This is a genomic window from Microbacterium invictum, from assembly GCF_014197265.1.
GTDB classification, from domain to species: Bacteria; Actinomycetota; Actinomycetes; order Actinomycetales; family Microbacteriaceae; genus Microbacterium; species Microbacterium invictum.
Genome location: NZ_JACIFH010000001.1, coordinates 1,673,639 through 1,694,755, shown reverse-complemented (window position 1 = coordinate 1,694,755; position 21,117 = coordinate 1,673,639). Strand labels below are relative to the sequence as shown.

At 69.9% G+C, this 21,117-nt stretch carries 19 protein-coding genes; 4 read left to right on the top strand and 15 right to left on the bottom strand.

The features are described 5' to 3' along the window. Positions 1-2 precede the first annotated feature (2 nt). Genes BKA10_RS08160 through BKA10_RS08150 form a run of 3 tightly spaced genes read left to right on the top strand, consistent with a single transcriptional unit; the run spans position 3 to position 2,836 of the window. Positions 3-401, top strand: a complete 399-nt coding sequence (locus BKA10_RS08160; RefSeq protein WP_183499437.1) for a cytidine deaminase — start codon at positions 3-5, stop codon at positions 399-401. Further along, positions 398-1,693: a thymidine phosphorylase gene (locus BKA10_RS08155; RefSeq protein WP_183499436.1), complete on the top strand. Its 1,296-nt coding sequence runs from the start codon at positions 398-400 to the stop codon at positions 1,691-1,693. Before BKA10_RS08160 ends, BKA10_RS08155 begins: the two co-directional genes overlap by 4 nt. Positions 1,694-1,720: 27 nt before the next feature. Further along, positions 1,721-2,836, top strand: a complete 1,116-nt coding sequence (locus BKA10_RS08150) for an adenosine deaminase (RefSeq protein ID WP_183499435.1) — start codon at positions 1,721-1,723, stop codon at positions 2,834-2,836. Positions 2,837-2,890: 54 nt separating this feature from the next. On the opposite strand, the gene BKA10_RS08145 is transcribed toward BKA10_RS08150, so the two are convergent. From BKA10_RS08145 to BKA10_RS08095, 11 genes are all read right to left on the bottom strand, one after another. Then, the gene (locus tag BKA10_RS08145) at positions 2,891-3,793 is read right to left on the bottom strand and encodes an endonuclease domain-containing protein (RefSeq protein ID WP_241739896.1); all 903 of its coding nucleotides are present in this window, start codon (positions 3,791-3,793) and stop codon (positions 2,891-2,893) included. A 234-nt stretch (positions 3,794-4,027) separates the two neighbouring features. Beyond that, a complete protein-coding gene (locus BKA10_RS08140; RefSeq protein ID WP_183499434.1) occupies positions 4,028-4,984 on the bottom strand; it encodes an SDR family oxidoreductase in 957 nt (318 codons plus the stop codon). Further along, positions 4,984-6,132 (bottom strand): bile acid:sodium symporter family protein, encoded by a 1,149-nt coding sequence (locus BKA10_RS08135; protein WP_183499433.1) that lies wholly within the window; start codon positions 6,130-6,132, stop codon positions 4,984-4,986. The genes BKA10_RS08140 and BKA10_RS08135 overlap by 1 nt, the downstream gene beginning before the upstream one ends. A gap of 75 nt (positions 6,133-6,207) precedes the next feature. After that, positions 6,208-7,548: a flavin-containing monooxygenase gene (locus BKA10_RS08130; RefSeq protein ID WP_183499432.1), complete on the bottom strand. Its 1,341-nt coding sequence runs from the start codon at positions 7,546-7,548 to the stop codon at positions 6,208-6,210. A gap of 155 nt (positions 7,549-7,703) precedes the next feature. After that, on the bottom strand, positions 7,704-8,468 hold the full coding sequence (locus BKA10_RS08125; protein WP_248198867.1) for an alpha/beta hydrolase: 765 nt from the start codon (positions 8,466-8,468) through the stop codon (positions 7,704-7,706). A gap of 98 nt (positions 8,469-8,566) precedes the next feature. Then, positions 8,567-9,718 carry a mannitol-1-phosphate 5-dehydrogenase gene (locus tag BKA10_RS08120; RefSeq protein ID WP_183499430.1) on the bottom strand — a complete coding sequence of 384 codons (1,152 nt, stop codon included), beginning with the start codon at positions 9,716-9,718 and terminating at the stop codon, positions 8,567-8,569. After that, positions 9,715-10,155, bottom strand: a complete 441-nt coding sequence (locus tag BKA10_RS08115; RefSeq protein ID WP_183499429.1) for a PTS mannitol transporter subunit IIA — start codon at positions 10,153-10,155, stop codon at positions 9,715-9,717. Before BKA10_RS08115 ends, BKA10_RS08120 begins: the two co-directional genes overlap by 4 nt. 103 nt (positions 10,156-10,258) lie before the next feature. Then, on the bottom strand, positions 10,259-11,818 hold the full coding sequence (locus BKA10_RS08110) for a PTS mannitol transporter subunit IIBC (protein WP_183499428.1): 1,560 nt from the start codon (positions 11,816-11,818) through the stop codon (positions 10,259-10,261). A gap of 29 nt (positions 11,819-11,847) precedes the next feature. Continuing rightward, positions 11,848-13,512, bottom strand: coding sequence for a phosphoenolpyruvate--protein phosphotransferase (ptsP, locus tag BKA10_RS08105; RefSeq protein ID WP_183499427.1), 1,665 nt, complete (start codon positions 13,510-13,512; stop codon positions 11,848-11,850). Between the two features lie 25 nt (positions 13,513-13,537). Then, positions 13,538-13,810, bottom strand: coding sequence for an HPr family phosphocarrier protein (locus tag BKA10_RS08100; protein WP_183499426.1), 273 nt, complete (start codon positions 13,808-13,810; stop codon positions 13,538-13,540). 34 nt (positions 13,811-13,844) lie between these two features. Next, positions 13,845-14,162, bottom strand: a complete 318-nt coding sequence (locus BKA10_RS08095; RefSeq protein WP_183499425.1) for a PTS sugar transporter subunit IIB — start codon at positions 14,160-14,162, stop codon at positions 13,845-13,847. Positions 14,163-14,309: 147 nt separating this feature from the next. Here BKA10_RS08095 and BKA10_RS08090 point away from each other — a divergent pair, with 147 nt between their 5' ends. After that, positions 14,310-16,199 (top strand): BglG family transcription antiterminator, encoded by a 1,890-nt coding sequence (locus BKA10_RS08090; RefSeq protein WP_183501113.1) that lies wholly within the window; start codon positions 14,310-14,312, stop codon positions 16,197-16,199. A gap of 120 nt (positions 16,200-16,319) precedes the next feature. Here BKA10_RS08090 and BKA10_RS08085 read toward each other — a convergent pair whose 3' ends face one another. The 4 genes from BKA10_RS08085 to BKA10_RS08070 all read right to left on the bottom strand — a co-directional run bounded on the left by BKA10_RS08085 (position 16,320) and on the right by BKA10_RS08070 (position 21,101). After that, positions 16,320-17,690 (bottom strand): MFS transporter, encoded by a 1,371-nt coding sequence (locus BKA10_RS08085; RefSeq protein ID WP_183499424.1) that lies wholly within the window; start codon positions 17,688-17,690, stop codon positions 16,320-16,322. Between the two features lie 92 nt (positions 17,691-17,782). After that, the gene (locus tag BKA10_RS08080) at positions 17,783-18,355 is read right to left on the bottom strand and encodes a GNAT family N-acetyltransferase (protein ID WP_183499423.1); all 573 of its coding nucleotides are present in this window, start codon (positions 18,353-18,355) and stop codon (positions 17,783-17,785) included. Positions 18,356-18,486: 131 nt separating this feature from the next. Beyond that, positions 18,487-20,274 (bottom strand): phospho-sugar mutase, encoded by a 1,788-nt coding sequence (locus BKA10_RS08075; protein WP_183499422.1) that lies wholly within the window; start codon positions 20,272-20,274, stop codon positions 18,487-18,489. After that, a complete protein-coding gene (locus BKA10_RS08070) occupies positions 20,271-21,101 on the bottom strand; it encodes a purine-nucleoside phosphorylase (RefSeq protein ID WP_183499421.1) in 831 nt (276 codons plus the stop codon). The genes BKA10_RS08075 and BKA10_RS08070 overlap by 4 nt, the downstream gene beginning before the upstream one ends. Between the last annotated feature and the right edge of the window lie 16 nt (positions 21,102-21,117).

The following is a 21,117-nucleotide window of genomic DNA, read 5'->3' as shown; positions in this document are numbered from 1 at the left end:
CGATGACCGACATCGACTGGGACCGGCTGCGCACGGTCGCGACCGAAGCCATGCACCGCGCCTACGCGCCGTACTCGAACTACAAGGTCGGCGCCGCGGCGCTGGTCGGCGACGGGCGGATCGTGTCAGGCTGCAACGTCGAGAACGCGTCGTACGGCGTCGGCCTCTGCGCCGAGTGCGCGCTCGTCGGCGACCTGCACATGTCCGGCGGCGGCCGGCTCGTCGCGTTCGTCTGCGTCAACGGGCAGGGTGAGACGATCATGCCCTGCGGGCGCTGCCGGCAGTTGCTGTACGAAGCCGCATTGCCCGGAATGCTGCTCGAGACGGTCTCCGGCATCCGCTCGATCGACGAGGTCCTGCCCGACGCGTTCGGCCCTCGCGATCTCGAGGTCGCACGGTGAGCGTCGAGCCGTTCGACGCGGTCGACGTCATCCGCATCAAGCGTGACGGGGGAGCCGTCCCCGAGGATGCGCTGCGCTGGCTCATCGACGCCTATACCCGCGAGTACGTCGCCGACGCGCAGATGGCGGCATTCGCGATGGCGACGCTGCTGAACGGGATGACGCGCGACGAGATCCGCGTCATGACCGATGCGATGATCGCCTCCGGCGAGCGGATGAGCTTCGCGGGCCTCGGCAAGCGCACGGTCGACAAGCACTCCACCGGAGGCGTGGGCGACAAGATCACCCTGCCGCTCGCACCGCTGGTCGCCTCGTTCGGCGTGGCGGTGCCGCAGCTGTCGGGTCGCGGCCTCGGGCACACCGGCGGCACGCTCGACAAGCTTGAGTCGATTCCGGGGTGGCGTGCCGCGCTGTCGAACGACGAGATGACCGCGCAGCTGCGCGACGTCGGCGCCGTCATCTGCGCGGCGGGCACCGGCCTCGCCCCCGCCGACAAGCGGCTCTATGCCCTGCGCGACGTCACCGGCACGGTCGAAGCCATCCCGCTGATCGCGTCGAGCATCATGTCGAAGAAGATCGCCGAGGGCACCGACGCGCTCGTCCTCGACGTCAAGTTCGGCTCGGGCGCGTTCATGAAGGACGTCGACCGGGCGCGCGAGCTCGCGCGCACGATGGTCGCCCTGGGCACCGACTCGGGTGTGGCCACCACCGCGCTGCTGACCGACATGAACACCCCGCTCGGCCTCGCGATCGGCAATGCGAACGAGGTCCGCGAGTCGGTCGAGGTGCTCGCCGGTGGCGGCCCCGCCGACGTGGTCGAACTGACCGTGGCGCTGGCCCGCGAGATGCTGGCGCTCGCCGGGCAGCCCGACGCCGACGTCGAGACGGCCCTGCGAGACGGCCGGGCGATGGATTCCTGGCGCGCGATGATCCGGGCGCAGGACGGGGATCCGGATGCCGCACTGCCCACCGCCCGTGAGACGCACACCGTCACCGCGGAGACCGATGGCGTCGTCACCCGACTGGAGGCGCTGCCGTTCGGCGTCGCCGCGTGGCGCCTAGGCGCGGGGCGCGCCCGGGCGCAGGACCCGGTGGTCCACGCCGCCGGCATCGATCTGCACGTCAAGCCCGGCGACACCGTGCGCGCCGGTCAGCCCATGTTCACCTTGCTGGCCGATGATGACCAGCGGTTCACCCGAGCCCTCGACGCCCTCGACGGCGCCTGGGAGCTGGACGCCGACGCGGTGGCCGCTGCACCGGCACCGCTCGTCCTCGAACGCATCACCGCCTGACCCCGCACCCACGCAAGGAGCACCACCATGGCCATCGACCAGCACAGCAACCCCCAGCTGGAGGGCGTGTCGATCCGCAGCCTGCCGAAGGTCTCGCTGCACGATCACCTCGACGGCGCCGTCCGCCCGCAGACGATCATCGAGCTGGCCGACGAGATCGGACTCGAGGTGCCGGCCACCGACGCCGGTGCGCTCGCGGACTGGTTCGAGGACCAGAGCGACTCGGGGTCGCTCGTCGAATACCTGAAGACGTTCGACCTCACCACCGCCGTCATGCAGACCCGCGAGGGGCTGCGCCGCGTCGCGCAGGAGTTCGTCGAGGATCTGGCCGCCGACGGCGTCATCTACGGCGAGGTGCGCTGGGCGCCCGAGCAGCACCTTGCGGGCGGGCTGTCGCTGGAGGAGGCCGTCGAGGCCGTGCAGGAGGGCATCGAAGCGGGGGAGGATGCCGTGGATGCCACCGACCGTGACATCCGGGTCGGCCAGCTGATCACGGCGATGCGGCACACCGACCGGTCACTCGAGATCGCCAAGCTCGCCGTCGCGTTCCGGGGTGCCGGCGCCTCCGGCTTCGACATCGCCGGCCCCGAGGACGGATTCCCCGCGGCGAACCATCGGGAGGCGTTCGACTATCTGGCATCCGAGTTCTTCCCCGTCACCGTGCACGCCGGCGAGGCCGCCGGGCTCGATTCGATCCGCTCTGCGCTCATCGACGGGCGCGCGCTGCGCCTCGGGCACGGCGTGCGCATCGCCGAGGATCTCGACGTGGTCTCGGAGGAGGGTGAGGAGGTGCTGGTGCAGTTCGGCGACCTGGCGCGCTGGGTGCGCGACCGTGAGATCCCGCTCGAGCTGTCGCCGTCGTCGAACCTGCAGACCGGCGCGATCGCGAAGTGGGGCACGCAGCTCGAGGACCACCCGTTCGACCTGCTCTACCAGCTGGGCTTCGCGGTGACGGTCAACGTCGACAACCGCACGATGAGCCGCACCTCGCTCACTCGCGAGCTGAAGCTGCTGGCCGACGCGTTCGACTACACCCTCGACGACCTGCAGGCGTTCCAGCTCAACGCCGCCGCCGCGGCGTTCCTGTCGGTGGAGGAGCGCGAGGAGCTCATCGCCCTCATCGCGGACGGCTTCCCGGACTGACGGTTCGGCGTATCGTCGACGCAACTCCTTCGACCTGGCACAAGGGCGGCCCGATCAGCGGGTCTGAGCGCGCCGATGGCCCGAATCGAAGGAGTTCCGAGAACCCCGGCGCGACGCGGGGTGGGCCAGGGCGGCCTTCAGTGACGCGAGCACGGTGTCCGGCGTCCCCAGGATGTCCTCGGCGATCGGACGCACGGTGGTGTAGCCGAGGGCTGCAGCGGCGAGGTCACGTCGGCGGTCGCGCTTCTGCGCGATCCAGTCGCTGTGGAACTGGCGGCTGTCGCACTCCACGATGAGCCAGCCGTCGACGACGAAGTCGACCCGTCCCACCCCGTGGATGTCCACCTGAACCTCCACATGGCAACCCAGTGCGCGCAGCATCAGCCGCATCAGCGTCTCCGGCCCGGATTCGGCCCGTGGGTCGAGCAGGCCGCGCAGCCGTCGGTACCGGCGGGGGAGCCGGGCGAACACCTCGGCGATCTGGGATTCGTCGACCAACCCGTGGTGCCACGCGCTGTCCAGCGTCGCGATTGCTTCGCGTGGCCCCTGGCATCGGCACGCCTGTGCGAGTGCCTCGATGAGGTCGGCGGCGAGGTGGTCGCGCGCGGCGCCCGATCGACGCCAGTGTGCCGTTACCGCACTGCGCGGAGGGAGCCGGCTCGCCCCCATGTCGAACTGGACGTGCAGCCGGTCGCCGTGTTCCCGCACAAAGACGCCCATGGCAGCCAGCAGCGACACACAGTCCAGCCGGCCGCCGATGAGTCCGGCATCGACCAGACGGGGGTGGGTGTCGGGTGTGACGTACCGGCCGCGGCGCAACCGGACGAGGCGTCCCTGGGTGACTGCGCGGCGTATCCCATGCGGTGTCAACCCCTGTTCGATGAGGGCAAGGGTGCTGAGGAAGGTGGTGGGCAGGACATGACGGGCTCGGTGCCACGGGGTGGTGTTCTCGGACATACGGACACCCCACCGCGTCAGCCGGCGCGACAGGTGACTGTGGCACGGATCGGAGGAGGGATCGGCACGGCGGCCGAATGTGGAGGAGACGTTGCGGTGCGGCCGTCGCGTAACTCCTTCGATCTGGGGTTTCGCGGCTGTTTTCGGGCCGTTCGAGGGCGGAAGGCGCTAGATCAGAGGAGTTAGCACGGGCGGGGTGCGACGACCCCGCGGGCGGGCCGCTCCGCGAAGCTCTCAGCGGCCGGCGACGTCCGGGTGGGTCTGGAGGTACGCCTCGAAGGCCTCGGCCGAGGTCTTCGAGGGGGTGAAGCCGAAGTCGCCGCGCAGTGCATCGTTGGCGAGCACCGGGCGGTAGCGCAGGAACCCGACCTGCTCGGGGCCGTGAACGGTCAGTCGCAGCGCCCGCCCGACCCGCAGGGCCGCACCGAGCACCGGCGCCGGCACCGTGAGCACCGGCTTGCCGAGCCGTCGTGCGATCTCGCGCACCGTCAGTGCGCCGTCCCCGGCGACGTTGTAGATGCCGGGCGGGCCGTCGGTCGCCGCACGCACCATCGCCGCCGCGACGTCATAGACCCAGATGAACACGAACGGCGACTCCGAGCCGCGCACCGCCAGCAGCGCGCGGCCGTCCCACAGTCGCGTGATCTGGTTCTGCACCGTCGGGCCGAGGATCGTGCCGATGCGGAACACGACCTGCTCGAGCTCCGGGTTCGTCATCCGGAAGGCGCCGAGCATCTGCTCGACGAGACGCTTGTGCTTGGCGTACGGGAACTCGTCGTTGCCGCGCACCGGGTCGTCCTCGCGCAGCCACTGTGGGTTGTCGGGGTGATAGCCGTAGGCGGCGCCCGATGACGACACCACGATCCGCCGGACCCCCGCTTCGACGCAGGCGTCGAGCACATGCCGGGTGCCGTCGACGTCGACCCGGAACTCCAGGTCATGGTCGCGTCCCGGGCTGACGATCGCGGCCAGGTGCACGACGACGTCGATGCCGTGCCGCTCGAGCAGCGCGGCCAGCCCGATCGGCCGGGTCACGTCGACATCCTCGTAGACCACCCCCTCGACCGAATGCTGCGGCGGCCGGACATCGCCGGCGATCACGAGCTCGACGCCCGGATCGGCCACCAACGCGGCCGCGACGTGCGAGCCGAGGAAGCCGCTGCCGCCGGTGACCAGGACGCGGACGCTCATCAGGCCTCACCGCCGAGGTCGTCGGCCGCGGGTGGCGCGGAGTCACGGGTGGCCGCGGAGTCTCCGGATGCCGGCGCGCCAGCAGCCGCGGAGTCTCCGGATGCCGGTGCGCCAGTGGCCGCGGAGTCTCCGGATGCCGGCGCGCCGGCAGCCGCGGACGCTCCGGACGCCGGCGCGCCGGCATCCGTCCCCGTTGCGCCCGCACCCACCGCCCGTGCGTGTCGGGACGCGTCGCCGGTGGCCGAGCCCGTGCGCTTCTTCGTGTGACGGCCCCACAGGGTCGCGAGGATGAGGCCGGCGACGATGTCCCAGATACCCCACCAGCCGGCGACGATGGCCATGCCGCCGAGGCCTCCGAAGAAGGCGAAGACGATGCCCAGTCCGAGGCCGGCGTTGCGGATACCGACCTCGAACGTGACGGCTTTGCGCTCGCGGGTACCGAGCCCGCCGGCCACCGCGGTCCCGTAGCCGATCGCGAGGGCGACGGCGTCGTGGATCGTGACGACGACGATGATGATGCCGAGGAATGCGACGAAGTACGTCCAGTTGCCCACCAGTGCGCCGACGATGAAGCCGAGCAGCGCGATGAGTGAGAACCACTTGACGAACGGCTGCACTTTCGCGGCGAACGCGGGGAACTTCGCCCGCAGTGCCAGGCCGGCCAGGAACGGCAGGCCGATGATCAGGAAGATCTCCAGCAGCATCTGCCACGGATTCAGCTCGACGGTCTCCAGCAGGGTGCGGGCCGTGGGGTGCAGCGACCCCCAGAACGCGAGGCTCAGGGGCAGCGTGAAGATGTAGATGAGGTTGCCGACGGCGGTCATCGACACCGACAGCGCGACGTTGCCGCCGGAGCGATGGGTGAGCACCTGCGAGATGTTTCCCGGCGGGCAGCACGCCACGAGGATCATCCCCAGTGCCATCGACGGCGGGATCGGCAGGATCAGGGTGAGGCCGAAGGTGACCGCGGGCAGCACGACGAGCTGCGCGAGGATCGCGATGACGAACGGCTTGGGCTTGCGCGCGACGACCTTGAAGTCCTCGGGGGTGGTGTCCAGGGCGATGCCGAGCATGATGAGTCCGAGCACGACGTTGAGGATCATGAGCGTGCCGGGGGTGAAGTTCAGGACGACGTCGTCCGGATTCATGGGATGCCTTCTGTCGCGGGTCGGGTGCGGGTGCGGTGGGCTCTCGGGCGGCGCGGGTGGTGCGAAGGTTTCGCGTTATCGCGCGGCGCGTGTAGCGGTCGCCGAGTGGATGCCGGGGCTCGAGGTGCCGGCATCCGTCAACCACTCGGTCGCGCGGTGGAGTTCACGGCGGTAGGCGTCTTTGTTCACGTAGTACGACATCCGCTCGAGTCCGAGGTAGTGGTAGCCGCCGGTGAGATCGGGCCACGGTTCGGTGCCGACGCGACGGCGGAACTCGGCCTGCCGGTCGGCGGGAGCGGTGAGGTAGGCGGCGATGAGCTCGGCCTGTTCGTAGCGGCCCTGCCAGCCGATGCCCGATGCCTCGATCATGCCCATGACGTACAGGCCGTTGAAGGACGGCGGGAAGACGTTGAGGAACAAGTCCGGGCTGAAGCCGGTCCAGTTCAGGTCGTCGCGGGAGGCGAACGGGTAGTCGAGCGTGTAGCCGGTGGCGAGCAGGACCGTGTCGTACCGGCCGTTCGTGCCGTCACGGAAGTGGACGGTGTCACCGTCGAAACGGTCGATGTCGGGGCGGACGCGCAGGTCGCCTTGGCCCAGGTGGTTCAGGATCAGCGTGTTGACGATCGGGTGCGACTCGTAGATCTTGTAGTCGGGCTTGGGGAAGCCGAACTTCACGGGGTCGCCGGTGAACGCCTGCAGCACGCGCTTGTCGACGAACTGCTTGATCTTCGCCGGCAGCGGGCGGCCCTGATTGAGGGTGTCGGCGGGCCGGCCGAACAGGTACCGGGGCACGAAGTAGTAGCCGCGGCGCACGCTCATGTCGACGGATGCCGCGTGGTGCACCGCGTCGACCGCGATGTCGCAGCCCGAGTTGCCGGCCCCGATGATGAGGATGCGCTTTCCGGTGAGTTGGGTCGCTCGCTTGTAGGCGCTCGAGTGCAGCAGCTCGCCGGTGAACTCGCCGCGGAAGGTCGGGACGTTCGGCTCGGCGAGCGTGCCGTTGGCGAGGATGACGCTCGCGTAGTGCTCGGTGGTCTCGCCGTCTGGCCCGGTGGCGGTGACAGTCCAGCCGCCTTCGCCGTCGCGGGTCACCGCGGTGACCTTGGTGTCGAAGCGGAAACGGCCGGTGAGGCCGAAGTGGTCGGCGAAGTCGCGGAAGTACCGGATCAGGACCTTGTGGCTCGGATAATCGGCATCCGTCCCCATCGGGAACTCGGCGAACTGGGTCGTCGTGCGGGAAGAGATCAGGTGCGCCGATTCGTACATCGTCGAGCGGGGGTTGTCGATGTCCCAGAGCCCGCCGACGCCGGCCGAGGCCTCGTAGCCGTCGAACGCGATGCCGGCCCGCTGCAGCGCACGGGCGGCCGACAGCCCCGACGGACCGGCGCCGATGATGGCCACCCGTTGCTCCCGCATGTCCCCAGACACTCCCTCGTATCGAATGGGTTCGAACGGAACGATGTTAGCCGCGATTAACCGAATCCGGAATTTCGACCTGCTCTCCTCGTTGAGCGAGGAGCTCCGCGACGAGACGAAACGGATGTGTTCGCGTTTCGTCTCGCTCCGCTCGCTCAACGACCGCCAGCGGCGAACTCCCCGACGTTCTCGGTGATCTGCACGGTCATGTCCTCGAGCGAGATCGTCGGCGTTCCGTCGCCGGCCTGCGGGCCATAGGCGCCGAATGACGCATGACTGGCGCCGGGGATCTCGGTGAAGATGGCCTCCGCCGGCAGCAGATCACTGGCATCCGCAATCTTCTCAGGCGTCGACAGCCCGTCTTCGCTGCCCGACAGGCTCAACACCGGCAACCCCGAGTCGGAGAGATCGGTCGAGCAGTACGAGGCGAACAGGGCCAGGCCGTCGGCATCCGTCGCCATCATGCAGGCACGTACGCCACCAAGCGAGTGACCGCCGACGAGCCAGGTGCCGACGTCGGGGGCGAGATCGGTGAACGAGGTCAGCGGTCGCAGATCGAAGAAGGCGAGGTTGAGCCATGGTTTCGTGATGACGACCGTCATGCCGTCGTCGGCCACCAGCCCCGACAGGGTGCTCGCGTAGGCCCAGGGGTCGACCTTGCCACCCGGGATGAACACGACCCCTTCGCCCGTGGACGCGGTCTCGGTCGGCACCATGATGATGCCGGCGCTGTCGTCCGTGATCCGGATGCCGGGGTCCGCGCGGACGGCTGCCAATGGCTCCGGTTCGGCGGCATAGACGCCGACCTGGCTCCAGATCACGATGCCGACGACGGCGGCCACGAGCAGGCCGCCGATGGTGCCCAGCACCCACCAGAGGATGCGTCGACGGCGGCGCGGGGGAATCGAGGTCGCGGTCACCGCTCCATCATCGCGCACCTGATCTCGCATCTACGCGCTCAACCCACGCCATATGCGCTCGGCGCGCCCGATACGCGCTCAACGCGCCCGATACGCGCTCAACGCAGGGCGGACTGGCGAGCCTGCACCTCGGCGAGCACGCGGGGGAACAGCGGATGCGCGGGCTCGAGCCCGGTGACCGCGGCGGTGAGCTCTGCGGCATCCGACGACCGCAGGCGCTGCTGCAGTTCGACCGACTGCTCGTCGGCCGGGTCGTCGAACGCCAGGGCGGCGCCCATCGCGGCGACCAGGGCATCGACCGAAAGTCCCCGCTCGGCGGCCTCGGCGGCCGGGCCGATGAAGCGCTCGTGGCGGGAGAGCTTGCGCAGCGGCTGCCGCCCCACCCGGCCGACCGTATCCGGCAGCGCCGGGTTCGCGAAGCGCTGCAGGATCGTCGCTCGGTACTCTGCCAGCTCTTCGGGGTCGAGGCCGTGCTTGGCGACCAGCAGTGCCGAGGTCTCTTCGAGCGCCGCGGCGACCTTCTCGGCGATCGCCGGGTCGGCCAGCGCGTCGGAGATCTTCTCCACCCCGGCCTGCGCACCGAAGTACGCCGTGGTCGCGTGGCCCGTGTTCACGGTGAACAGTTTGCGCTCGATGTACGGCGTCAGGTCGTCGACGAAGTGCGCGCCCGGGATGTTCGGGGGAGTGTCGCCGAACGGCGGCCGCTCGATCGCCCACTCGAAGAACGGTTCGACCGTCACGTCGACCCCGCCGCCTTCGGGCTGGGCCGGCACGATCCGGTCGACCGCGGTGTTGGCGAAGACCGCACGTCCGGCCAGCGCGTCCCACGCCTCGCCTGCCTGCGCCCTGATCTCGTCGCGCAGCTGGTCGGTGGCGCCGATCGCGTTCTCGCACGCCATGACCTGCAACGGCGGCGCCGACGGATCGCGCAGCGCGAGCCCGGCGACGATGTGCGGGGCGATGAACCTGAGCACTGTCGGCCCGACCGCCGTGGTCACCACGTTCGCCGTGGCCACCTCGTCGGCCACCTCCTGCGGGTGCTCGGCGCTGTTGAGGGCACGGAACCCGGTCACGACCTTGTCGGTGCCGCCTTCGCCGACCTCGTGCACCGTGTACTCGTCGACGGCGTTGATGGCGTCGACGAGCGGCCCCGCCACGTCCGAGAAGACGAGGTCGTACCCGCCCTCGTGCAGCAGCAGGCCGACGAATCCGCGCCCGATGTTTCCGGCGCCGAAGTGGACGGCCTTCATCCTTCGTTCACCGACGCCAGCAGCCCGTACAGCTCTTCAGGCGTCTGTGCCCGCTTCAGCTTTTCGACCTCGTCCTCGTCCGAGAAGATCAGCGCGATCTGCGACAGGATCTCGAGGTGCTCGTCGCCCTTGCCGGCGATGCCGACGACGAAGGTCACGGCGTTGCCGTCCCAGTCCACGCCGCCGTCGTATCGCACCAGCGACAGCGCCGAGTCGAGGATGGCCTGCTTCGTCTCGTTCGTCCCGTGCGGGATCGCGAGCTCGTTGCCCATGTAGGTGGACACCGTCTGCTCGCGCTGCTGCATCGCGTCGAAGTAGGCGCTCGTCACTGCGCCGGCCGACTCGAGGATGTCGGCGGCCTCGCGCATGGCGTCGTCGCGACTGACCGAGCCCGAGTGGATCCGCACCTGTCCGACGTTCAGAACCTCACGTGCCATTTCGCTGTTCCTTTCAGAGACTTTCGAGATGAATGGATGCCATTCGGCGGGGCCACGGGGCCGGGTGCATCGCGCTGCCCGACCCCGCGGCGGTCTTCCGAGGCTACGCGTCGCCCTTCTGCTGATCCACCACCAGCTCCACGACCTCGTCGTACTTCGGCGAGTTCATGAAGTTGTCGACCGAGACGTGCACCGCGTCGGGTGCGGTGCCGCGGGCGCGGTCGGTCAGCTGGTTCTGCGTGATGACCAGGTCGGCCGAGGCGTCGAGGTTCGCGATCGCCTTGTTGGTGACGGTGACCCCCTCGATGCCGGCCTTCTTGATCTTGTTGCGCAGCACGCTGGCACCCATCGCGGACGAGCCCATGCCGGCGTCGCAGGCGAACACGATGTTCTTGATGTCCTTGACCGCCATGGTGGCCGGCTCGATGCCGGCGCCGGCAGCCGTTGCGGCGCCGCCGCGCAGGCCGCTCAGCGCGTCGGACGACTTGCCCTTGGCCGCCTCGGTCTGCGTGATCGCCGCACCGAACGCGTCGTCCGATGCCGCCATCGCCGCGAGGTCGCGCTTACGCGAGGCCCGCAGGATGACCGCGGAGACGATGAACGTCACTGCGGCCGAGAGGACCACCGACAGGATGACGGCGAAGTAGGCGCCGTTCGCCGTCTGCGCCAGCACGGCGATGATACTTCCCGGGGCCGCCGGGGCTCGGAGTGCACCGCCCAGCAGCATGTTGGTCGTGACACCCGTCATACCGCCCGCGATGAGCGCCACGATCAGGACCGGCTTCATGAGCGCGTACGGGAAGTACACCTCATGGATGCCGCCGAAGAACTGGATGACCGCAGCGCCGGGAGCCGATGCCCGCGCCGCGCCGAGGCCGAAGAACGTGAACGCGAGCAGCAGTCCGACACCGGGACCCGGGTTGGCCTCCAGGAGGAACAGGATCGACGATCCTTCCTCGGTCGCCTGCTGGATGCCGAGCGGGGTGAGCACGCCGTGGTTGATGGCGTTGTTGAGGAAGAAGACCTTCGCCGGCTCGATGAGGATGCTCGTCAATGGCAGCAGGTTCGCCTCGACGAGCCAGTTGACCGCGTTGCCGAGGGCCTGCATGAGGCCGTTGACCAGCCAGGCGATCGGGTAGAACCCGACGACGGCCATCACGAACCCCCAGATGCCCGACGAGAACATGTTGACGAGCATCTCGAAGCCCGCCTTGATCTTGCCCTCCCACAGGCTGTCGAGCCACTTCATCGTGTACGCCGCGATCGGGGCCATGATCATCGCGCCGATGAACATGTGCACCTGGCCGAGTTCCTTCTCGCCGGCCGCCAGGGCCGCGTTGAAGTTCGCCACGAGCAGGTCCGACCCGGCGATGGCGCCCATCGTGGCGATCGAGGCCACCACGCCGCCGCGGACGCCGTAGACGATCGTGCCGCCGGTGTACGCGATGATCAGCGGCAGCAGGTAGTGGATGAACGGCCCGACGATCGTCGCGAGATCGGCGTTGGGGGTCCAGCCCACGTCGATGAAGAACGCCGTGAAGATGCCCCAGGCGATGAGCGCGGGGATGTTCGGCATGATCATGCCGGACAGGTACGTGCCGAAGCGCTGTACTCCGACTCGCGCCTTGTTGGTGCCCGTGGCGGGCGTTGACGCCGTTGTCATGGCGGTATCTCCTTCGGGTGGGCCGCGGGTCAGTCCGCGGGCGTTTCGGCCGCGGCTTGCGCCGCAGTTCGGGCGGATGCCGCGTCGCTCGCGGCGAGGGCGGCTGCGGCGATGCGCTCGGCATCGTCGCGGGTGTACTGCAGCAGGCTGGCGCGCACGTCGGCGAGAGCCGTGGGCGCCATCGACAGGGTGGCGGCGCCGAGACCGACCAGCACGACGGCCAGCAGCGGGTCGGCGGCGGCTTCGCCGCAGATGCCGACCGGCTTGCCGTTGGCCGCGCCGCCGTCGGCGGTGGCCTTGACGAGGCTGAGGACTGCCGGATGCCAGGGGTCCTGGAACGAGGCGACCGAGCCGAGCAGGCGGTCGGCGGCGAGTGTGTACTGCGTCAGGTCGTTCGTGCCGATCGAGGCGAAGTCCGCGATCGCGAGCACCTTGTCGGCCATGATCGCCGACGACGGCACCTCGACCATGACGCCGGCGGTCTTGATGCCGTAGTCACGTGCAAGAGTCACGAAGTACTCGGTCTCTTCCACTGTGGAGACCATCGGCGCCATGACCCACAGGTCGGCGTCGGTCGCCTTGTCGGCGTTCGCCAGCGCGGTGAGCTGCTCGCGCAGGATGTCTTCGCTGGCGCGTAGCGCGCGCAGGCCCCGCAGGCCCAGTGCCGGGTTCTCTTCGTGCGCGTCGTTGAGGAAGGCGAGCGGCTTGTCGGCACCGGCATCCAGCGCCCGCACCACCACCTTCTTGCCCGGGAACGTCTGCAGCAGTTCGGTGTACGCCTTGGTCTGCTCGTCGACCGTGGGCGCCTGCGACGCCGACAGGAACAGGAACTCGGTGCGGAACAGGCCCACGCCCTCGGCACCGAGCTCGACCGCCTCGGCCGCGCCACCGGGCTTGCCGAGGTTGGCCAGCAGCGGGATGGCGGTGCCGTCCGCGAGCGCTCCGGGGGTGATGGGGGCGGATGCCGCGTTGCGGCGTGCTTCGGCACGGTTCTGCGCCTGAGTGAGCTCATCAGCGGTGGGCTGAGTGGTCACGACGCCCTTGGCGGCATCGACGATCACCGACTCGCCGTCGGCGAGACCCGGCGCCTCGGCAACGCCGACCACCGCGACGATGGACTTCTCCCGCGCGAGGATGGCGGTGTGCGAGGTGGGCCCGCCCTCGCTGGTCACCAGGGCGAGCACCTTGTCGAGATCGAGCAGGGCGGTGTCGGCCGGGGCCAGATCCTTCGCGACGAGCACGAACGGGTGGCCGGGGTCGGGGACGCCCGGGGCGGGCAGGCCGCGCAGTCGCGCGATGACCCGCTGGGCGACGTCGTCGAGGTCGGCGGCGCGCTCGCCGAGATAGCCCCCCATCGCCGCGAGCATGTCGCGGAACGTGGCGAAGGCGTCGTGCACGGCGAACTCGCCGGTCTTGCCGGCGGCGACCCGGGTCGCGACCTCCTGGTCGAGCGTGGGGTCCTCGGCCATCATCGCCTGCGCCTCCAGCACCTCCTGGGCGGCGCCGCCGGCCTTCGACCCGCGCTCTTCGAGCTCTCGCGCCACCCCGGCGACCGCTTCGCGCACCCGCGCGAGCTCCTCATCCTGAGACAGGGCGCTGGCCACGTCCTCCGGCGCCGGCAGCGGCTCGGCCATGCGGGCTACCGGTCCCTGCGCCACTCCGAGCCCGATTCCGACTCCGCGCAGTTCGCTCATGTCCTGTTCTCCTTGTTCTTCACGTTCATTCGTCGTGATCGGTGGTCAGCAGTTCGGCCAGGGTGTCCAGCACGCTCTCGGCACTGTCGCCCTCGGCCGTGAGGGTCAGATAGTCGCCGTACTCCACGCCGAGCGCGATGACGCCGAGGATGCTCGCGGCGTTGACCGGAGCCCCGGAGCCTTTCGAGACCGTGACCGGAATCCCGGCATCCTTCACCGCCTGGGCGAACAGCTTCGCGGGGCGCGCGTGGAGTCCGTTCTTCGATCCGACCCGGATCGTGCGGGTGGCCTGTGTCATCGGGGTGTCCTCTCGAGGGGGTGGATGCCGGTGATCATCGTGCACCGTCTTCGTTGAGCGCGGCGTCGACGAGGTCGAGGGTCCGGGTGCCGTCCAGGTCGGTGAACGCCTCGGGTGGCAGCAGGATCACGCGTGCCCCGCGTACGGAAGCCTGACGTCGGATGCGCTCGAGGGACGTGTGCAGGTGCGGCCCGACCAGCACGATGTCGGCGTCGTCGAGATCGATCGGCAGCGACTGCTCGGTTCCTGCGATCGCGCTGATGTCCCGACCCCGCGCTTGTGCCGCATGCCGCAACCGCTGCGCGACGAACGTGCTCGACGCTCCCGCGCCACAAACCACGAGGATCTTCATCGACAGCCCTCCTGTGGCTCATTCTTGTGAAAATCCTGGGAACGGACAACCACGTGTGTTTCCGCGGGGGCGGAAACCCTGCCCTGCCACCGTGGTTGACTGTGTCAGGTGAGCAGAGCCAGACAGGACCGGGTCGCCACTCTGCTGATGCGCGATGGACTCATGCGCGATGGGGAATGGGTCACCGCCGCGGCGCTCGCCGACACGATCGGTGTGACGCCGCGCAGCATCCGCAGCTACGTGACGGCCCTCAACGCGCGGGTCCCGGGCGCCGTCGTGGTCGAGTCCGGTCCGCACGGGTATCGGGCCGGACCCGACGTGCACGCGGCGCTGCGGGTCAGCGAGCCCGCCACGCCACGCGACCGGCTGCACCGGATCGTGCGCACGATGCTCGCCGCGCCGGACGGGATCGACGTGTTCGAGACGGCCGAGCAGTTCCACGTGAGTCCCGCGACCCTCGAGGCAGACCTGGGGCGAGTGCGGGCACTGTTGGGCGGCACCGAGCTGGTGCTGGAGCGCACCGCGTCGCGGGCGCGACTGCACGGCACCGAGATGGCGCAGCGGCGGCTGCTGAGCCGGCTCGCACACGATGAGACCGAGGACGCCGCGTTCGACCTCGAGGCACTGCGACGGGCGCTCGGGGAGGAGTCGCTCGGCGCCGCGGCCTTCGGCCCGTTCAAGACCGAGCTGGTCGCGGGCCTGGGCGAACTCGGCTACTTCGTCAACGAGTTCGGTCTCGGCGATGTCATGGTACACATCGCCATCACGGCCGATCGAGTCGCCCGCGGTCATGCGCTGGAGACCGCCGGGGCGGGGGAGTCGGAGGCACTGGCATCCATCAGCGCACTGCTCGACCGCCTCAGCACCCAGCATCTGGGGGTGCGCCTCGGCGACGGCGACCGGCGCCATCTGGCCGCGCTCGTGCAGACCCGCGTGATCGCGCCGGGAGCGGCGCAGCCGGCCTCCGTGATCCGCGACCGCGTCGCCCCGGAGGTGGCCGACGCGGTGCGGGATGTCGTGGCGCGGGCAGCGGCGGAGTTCCTCGTCGACATCGACCACGAGGACTTCGTGCTGCGGCTGGCCCTGCACGTGCAGAACCTGCGGGAGCGGGCGCGGGAGCAGGCGTGGTCGCGCAACCCGCTGACCCGGTCGCTGAAGACGACGTACCCGATGATCTTCGAGGTCGCGGTGTTCATCGCCGACGGGCTGCGCGGACTGCTGGGCATTCCGCTGCTCGACGACGAGATCGCGTACATCGCGATGCATGTCGGCGGGCGGCTCGAACGCAGCCGGCGCGCCGGTGAGCTGCTGACGGCGACCATCGTCTGCCCCGGCTACTACGAACTCCACGAGCTGCTGCGGTCGAGCGTGGACCGGTCGCTCGGCCAAGCGATCCACGTCGTCGAGGTCGAGACGCGGGTCGACCCGGACTGGGCGTCGTTCGGCACCGACCTGGTGCTCACCACGATCGACGCGCCGGGCGGAGACGACCGGGTCGTGTGGATCCAGCCGTTCTTGACGGAAGCCGATGTCGAACGCGTGCAGGCGGCGGCCGCCCGGGTGCGCCGCGCGCGGCGCCTCGCCCGGCTGCGTGCCGAGCTCGAGCGCTACTTCTCGCCGGACGCATTCGTGCACCCGGTCGCGGGATCCGAAGAGTCCGTGATCCGCGAGCTCGGTGCGAAACTGGTGGGCCAGGGGGTGATCGACGACGACTACGTCGAGCGCACGCTCGAGCGCGAGAAGCTGTCATCGACCGCCTTCACCGACGCGCTCGCCGTGCCGCACGCGCTCGGCATGACCGCCACCCGCACCGCGATCGCGATCGGCATCGCCGACCCGTCGCTGCCGTGGGGCGACGGCCGCGTCCAGGTCGTCGCGATGGTGGCGTTCAGCGAGTCCGACCGCGCGGCGTTCCAGACGGTGTTCGAACAGCTCGTCGAGGTTTTCAGCGAGCGCGAGAGCGTCCAGCGGATCGTGCGTCGCGGCACCACCTTCGCGGCGTTCCTGGACGAGCTCGTCGCCGTCGTGGACGGCTAGCGCCGCGCCGTCTCCCGTCTCCCGTCTGCCACCCGCCGCGAGCCGCCTACCTTCGTGCGAGCCGCCTACGTTCATGCGGCCATACGTTGACGGCTCGCACGAGACTGGACGGCTCGCGGATCAGGCGTGACTGCCGGGGTGCTCGGCCGCCGCGTCGGCGGCGGGTTCGCCGGGGTGCTCGGCCGCGGTCTGCGCCGAGCGGGCCTGGATCTCGCGGGCGGCGGCGATCGCGCGTCGACCCGAAGGAAGCCAGACGGCGAGCCCGACGACGATGAAAGTGGCGACGCCCGCGCCCACGAGGAGCACCTCGATCGGCATGATGTCGGCGAGCGGCCCGAACACGACCATTCCGAGCGGCATCGCCAGGGCCATCACGATGCCGACGAAGCCGAACACGCGCCCCTGCCGCTCGGGCTCGACGCTTTCTTGCAGCAGTGTCATCGACGGCGTCGAGAAGAACGGCACTGCGAGACCGACGAGGAACATGAACCCGAAGAACACCCAGATGTTCGGGGAGAGTCCCAGGCCGACGGAGAGGACTCCGAACAGAAGTGACGAGACGATGATGAGCCCGATCCGGCTGCGCTTCGCGAACAGGGTCGCGATGAGCGCCCCGCCGAGCATCATGCCGACGCTGAACATGACCTCGAGCACCGCCAGGTTGACGACGTTCTGGGTCTCGCCGGCGTCGAAGGACCGCACCGCCATGAGCGGGGTGAGGTTCGAGGGTGCGACCGTCAGCACGAAGATGATCGCGAACAGCAGCATCAGCCACTTCACGAACTTGTGCGAGCCGATGTACTTCACGCCGTCGACGAGGTCGGCGAAGTATCCCGGAGTCTCCTGCCCCGCGGTGCGCACCGCACCGACGGCGATCAGCGACATCAGACCGATGCCGATGACCGCCGTGACGATGTCGATGAAGAAGATCGGGATCAGCGCGGCCGCCGACCCCTGATAGTACGCGGTGGACCATGCGAAGATCGCGCCGCCGGCGGCGGGCGCGAGCAACGCCATAGCCGACTGGATGGTCCCGTTGATGCCGTTGATCCGCAGCAGCTGCGACGTCGGCACCAGCTGCGGGATGAGCGCTGCGACCGCGGGCATCTGGATGCCGGCGCCCGCCGAACGGATCGCCATGACCGCGAACAGCAGCCACACCTCGGCGTATCCGCTCATCATGATGAGCGCGAGCGCGAGCGTGGAGGCCGCGATCGCGGCATCCGCCAGGATGATCAGGTATTTGCGATTGTGGCGGTCGGCCCACACGCCGCCGAACACCGAGACGATCGCCTGCGGCAGGAAGCCGAACACGGCCGCGAGAGCCATGATCCAGCCCGATTTGTACTCGATCGTGAGGTACCAGAACACGGCGTACTGCACCAGGGCCGAGCCGAGCAGGCTCACCGTCTGGCCGCTGAGGAACAGCGCGACGCGACCCACCCAGCGATGTTCGGCGGGAGCGTCGGCGGTGGACGGCGTGGAACTCATGAGGTGCTTTCGTGGCGGGTGTGATGGCCGATCCTCGGTGGAGATCGCCACCGGCGGGTCGAGATATATCGCGTTACGGAGTGTAGCAGGGGCTACCGACGTGCGAGTCGCGACTGCAGTCCGAGGCGGACGGCGGGCCACTCGTGCGGCAGGATCGAGTACACGACGGTGTCGCGCAGTGTGCCGTCCGGGCCGATCCGGTGGTTGCGGAGCACCCCGTCCTGCTTGGCGCCGAGGCGCTCGATCGCGGCCCGGGACTGCCGGTTGTGCCAATGGGTGCAGAACTCGACGGCGATCGCGTCACACGCCTCGAACGCGTGCCCCAGCAGCAGCAGCTTGGCGGCGGTGTTGACCGCGGTGCGCTGTACGCGCGCGGCGAGCCAGGTGTAGCCGATCTCGACGTGACGATTGGGCTGGTCGATGTTGCAGAAGCTCGTCATGCCCACTGCGCGCCCCTCCTGTATCACGGCGAACGGGTTCATCGTTCCGGCATCCCTCTTGCTCAGGCGCTCGGCGATCGCGTCGGGGACGGATGCCGGTACCGATGTGTACCAGGCGTACTCCAGGCCCTGGGCGGCCTCGGTGAGGTCGTCGGCGTGTGAGGGGTCGAGCGGCTCCAACCGCACGTGGGAGTTCTCGAGGACGATGGTGTCGGTCAGCAGCACGTTCCGAGACTACTGGCGCGCGTGACGGGCAGCGCAGCGAGCCGGCTACTTCTGTCCGAGCCGCATGGTGTCGGACGGTCAGATCGTGGCGGCTCGCACGGCACTATGCGGCTCGGCGGGAGGGGCGCGGGTCAGGCGCCGGCGAGCAGGGTGCGGGCGCCGGCCTCGAGAGAGGCGAGGCGTGCGGCGGCGTCGGCGGCCGAGGTTCCGCGCACGTCGAGGTACACCTTGAGCTTCGGCTCGGTACCGCTCGGGCGCACCAGTACGCGAGACCCGTCTGCCAGCCACAGCCGCAGGATGTCGCCCGAGGGCTCGCCGTCCGCGACGGTCAGCAGATCCTCGACGCGTTCCACGGCGACATCGCCGATGGATGCCGGTGGCGCGGCCCGCAGCGTCGCCATGAGGCGCCCGATGATCGACACGTCCTCGACCCGCAGCGACACCTGGCCGCTGTCGAAGAACCCGAAGGTCTCCTGGAACTGGGTGACCAGGTCGCCGAGCGTGCGACCCTGTTCGCGGGCCTCGGCGATCATCCCGAGGATCGCGATCGCGGCCGAGATGCCGTCCTTGTCGCGCACGGTCTCGGGGTTGACGAGGTAGCCGAGCGCCTCCTCGAACCCGAACACCAGGCCGGGAGCGCGCGAGATCCACTTGAACCCGGTCAGCGTCGAGTGGAAGTCCAGCCCGTAGTGCTCGGCCACGACCTGCAGCCCGGGCGACGACACGAGGGAGCAGGCGAGCGAGGCCGCCGCCGCCGAGTCCGGAGTGATCGCGCCCTGCAGCCCCGCGGCCGTGGCGCCCCCGCCCACCGGCGCTTCGCCCGCGCCCGCCGCGCCGGTCTTGCCCACCGGCGCTTCGCCCGCGCCCGCCGCCCCGGTCTTGCCCGCGGCCCGCCGCGCGGCGCGCCAGCCCAGCAGCAGCCCGACCTGGTTGCCGGTCAGCTGGCGCCACCCGCCCGGGGCGGACGCATCGGGCACCGCGACCGCGAGCCGGTCGGCGTCGGGGTCGTTCGCGAGGATCACCTCGGCGCCCGCCGCCTGTGCGGTGGCGAACGCCAGGTCCATGGCCCCGGGCTCTTCGGGGTTCGGGAACGCGACCGTCGGGAACGTCCCGTCGGGCTCGATCTGCTCTGACACCACCACCGGAAGCGGGTACCCCGCCACCTCGAGGATCTGTGCGAGCGTCTCGTGCCCCACCCCGTGCATGGCGGTGTACACCCACGTCAGCCCGGCGGCTCCCGCAGGTGCGGGGGCGACGAGCGCGGTCGCCGCGACGTACGCATCGACGATTTCTTCGCCCGCGAGCTCGAACGCGTCCGAGCGGGGGACGGCGGCGAGGTCACCGGCATCCGCCACCCGCTGGATCTGCGCCGCGATCTCGGCGTCGGCCGGTGACACGATCTGCGACCCGCCGTCCGGGCCGCCCAGATACACCTTGTACCCGTTGTCGTCGGGAGGGTTGTGGGATGCCGTGACCATGACGCCCGCGGCCGCACCCAGGTGCCGGACGGCGAACGCCAGCACCGGCGTCGGCAGGAGCCTCGGCAGCAGCACGGCGCGCAGTCCCGCACCCGCGAAGATCTCGGCGCTGTCGCGCGCGAACACGTCGGAGTTGCGGCGCCCGTCGTACCCGATCACGACCGTCGGCGTCGCGTCGGTCGAATGAGACCGCACGTACGCCGCGAGTCCCGCGGCAGCCTGGCCGATCAGGACCCGGTTCATCCGGTTGCTGCCGGCACCCAGGCGCCCGCGCAGCCCGGCCGTGCCGAAGGCCAGACGTGAAGAGAACCGGTCGTCGAGGTCGGCAGCGGCGGCGGCGTCACCGGCATCCACCCGCGCCAGCACCTCTTCGAGCTCGGCCCGCGTGACGGGGTCGGGGTCCTGTTTCAGCCACGCGCGCGCGGCCGTGACAGAGTTCACAGCTGGCCGATCACGCGCGCCAGCAGGTCGGAGATCACGGGCTCCGCCTGCTGACCGGCTTCGATGACCTCGCGGTGGCTGAGGGGAGTGGTCTGGATGCCGGCGGCCATGTTCGTGATGAGCGAGAAGCCGAGGATCTCCATGCCGGCTTGGCGTGCGGCGATCGCCTCGAGCGCGGTCGACATGCCGACGATGTGGCCGCCGATGGTCTTGGCCATGCGCACTTCGGCGGGCGTCTCGTACTGCGGCCCGCGGAACTGGCAGTAGACGCCCTCGTCGAGTGAGGGGTCGACGCGGTGTGCGAGGTCGCGCAGGCGCAGTGAGTACAGGTCGGTCAGGTCGACGAACGTCGCGCCCTCGAGCGGCGACGCGCCGGTGAGGTTGATGTGGTCGCTGATGAGGACGGGCTGCCCGGGCTTCCAGGTGTGCTTGATGCCGCCGGCGCCGTTGGTGAGCATCATGATCTTCGCGCCGGTCGCTGCGGCAGTGCGCACGCTGTGCACGACGCGGCGCGGGCCGTGGCCCTCGTAGAAATGGGTCCGTGCGCCGATGACGAGCACGCGGCGCCCCTTCGCAGTGAGGATGCTGCGGAGCGAGCCGACGTGCCCGGCCAGCGCGGGCGCGCTGAAACCGGTGACGTCGGTGGCGGGGATGTTCGCGGTCGTCTCGCCGATGAGCTCGGCCGCCTTGCCCCAGCCGCTGCCGAGCGTGAGGGCGATGTCGTGCCGCTCGACGCCCGTGAGCCGTGCGATGTCGGCGGCAGCCTGAGCGGCGACCTCGAACGGGTCGGCAGCGGGATCGTCGAGGGGGTGGATCGTGTCGGACATGGCACCCACTCTAGAA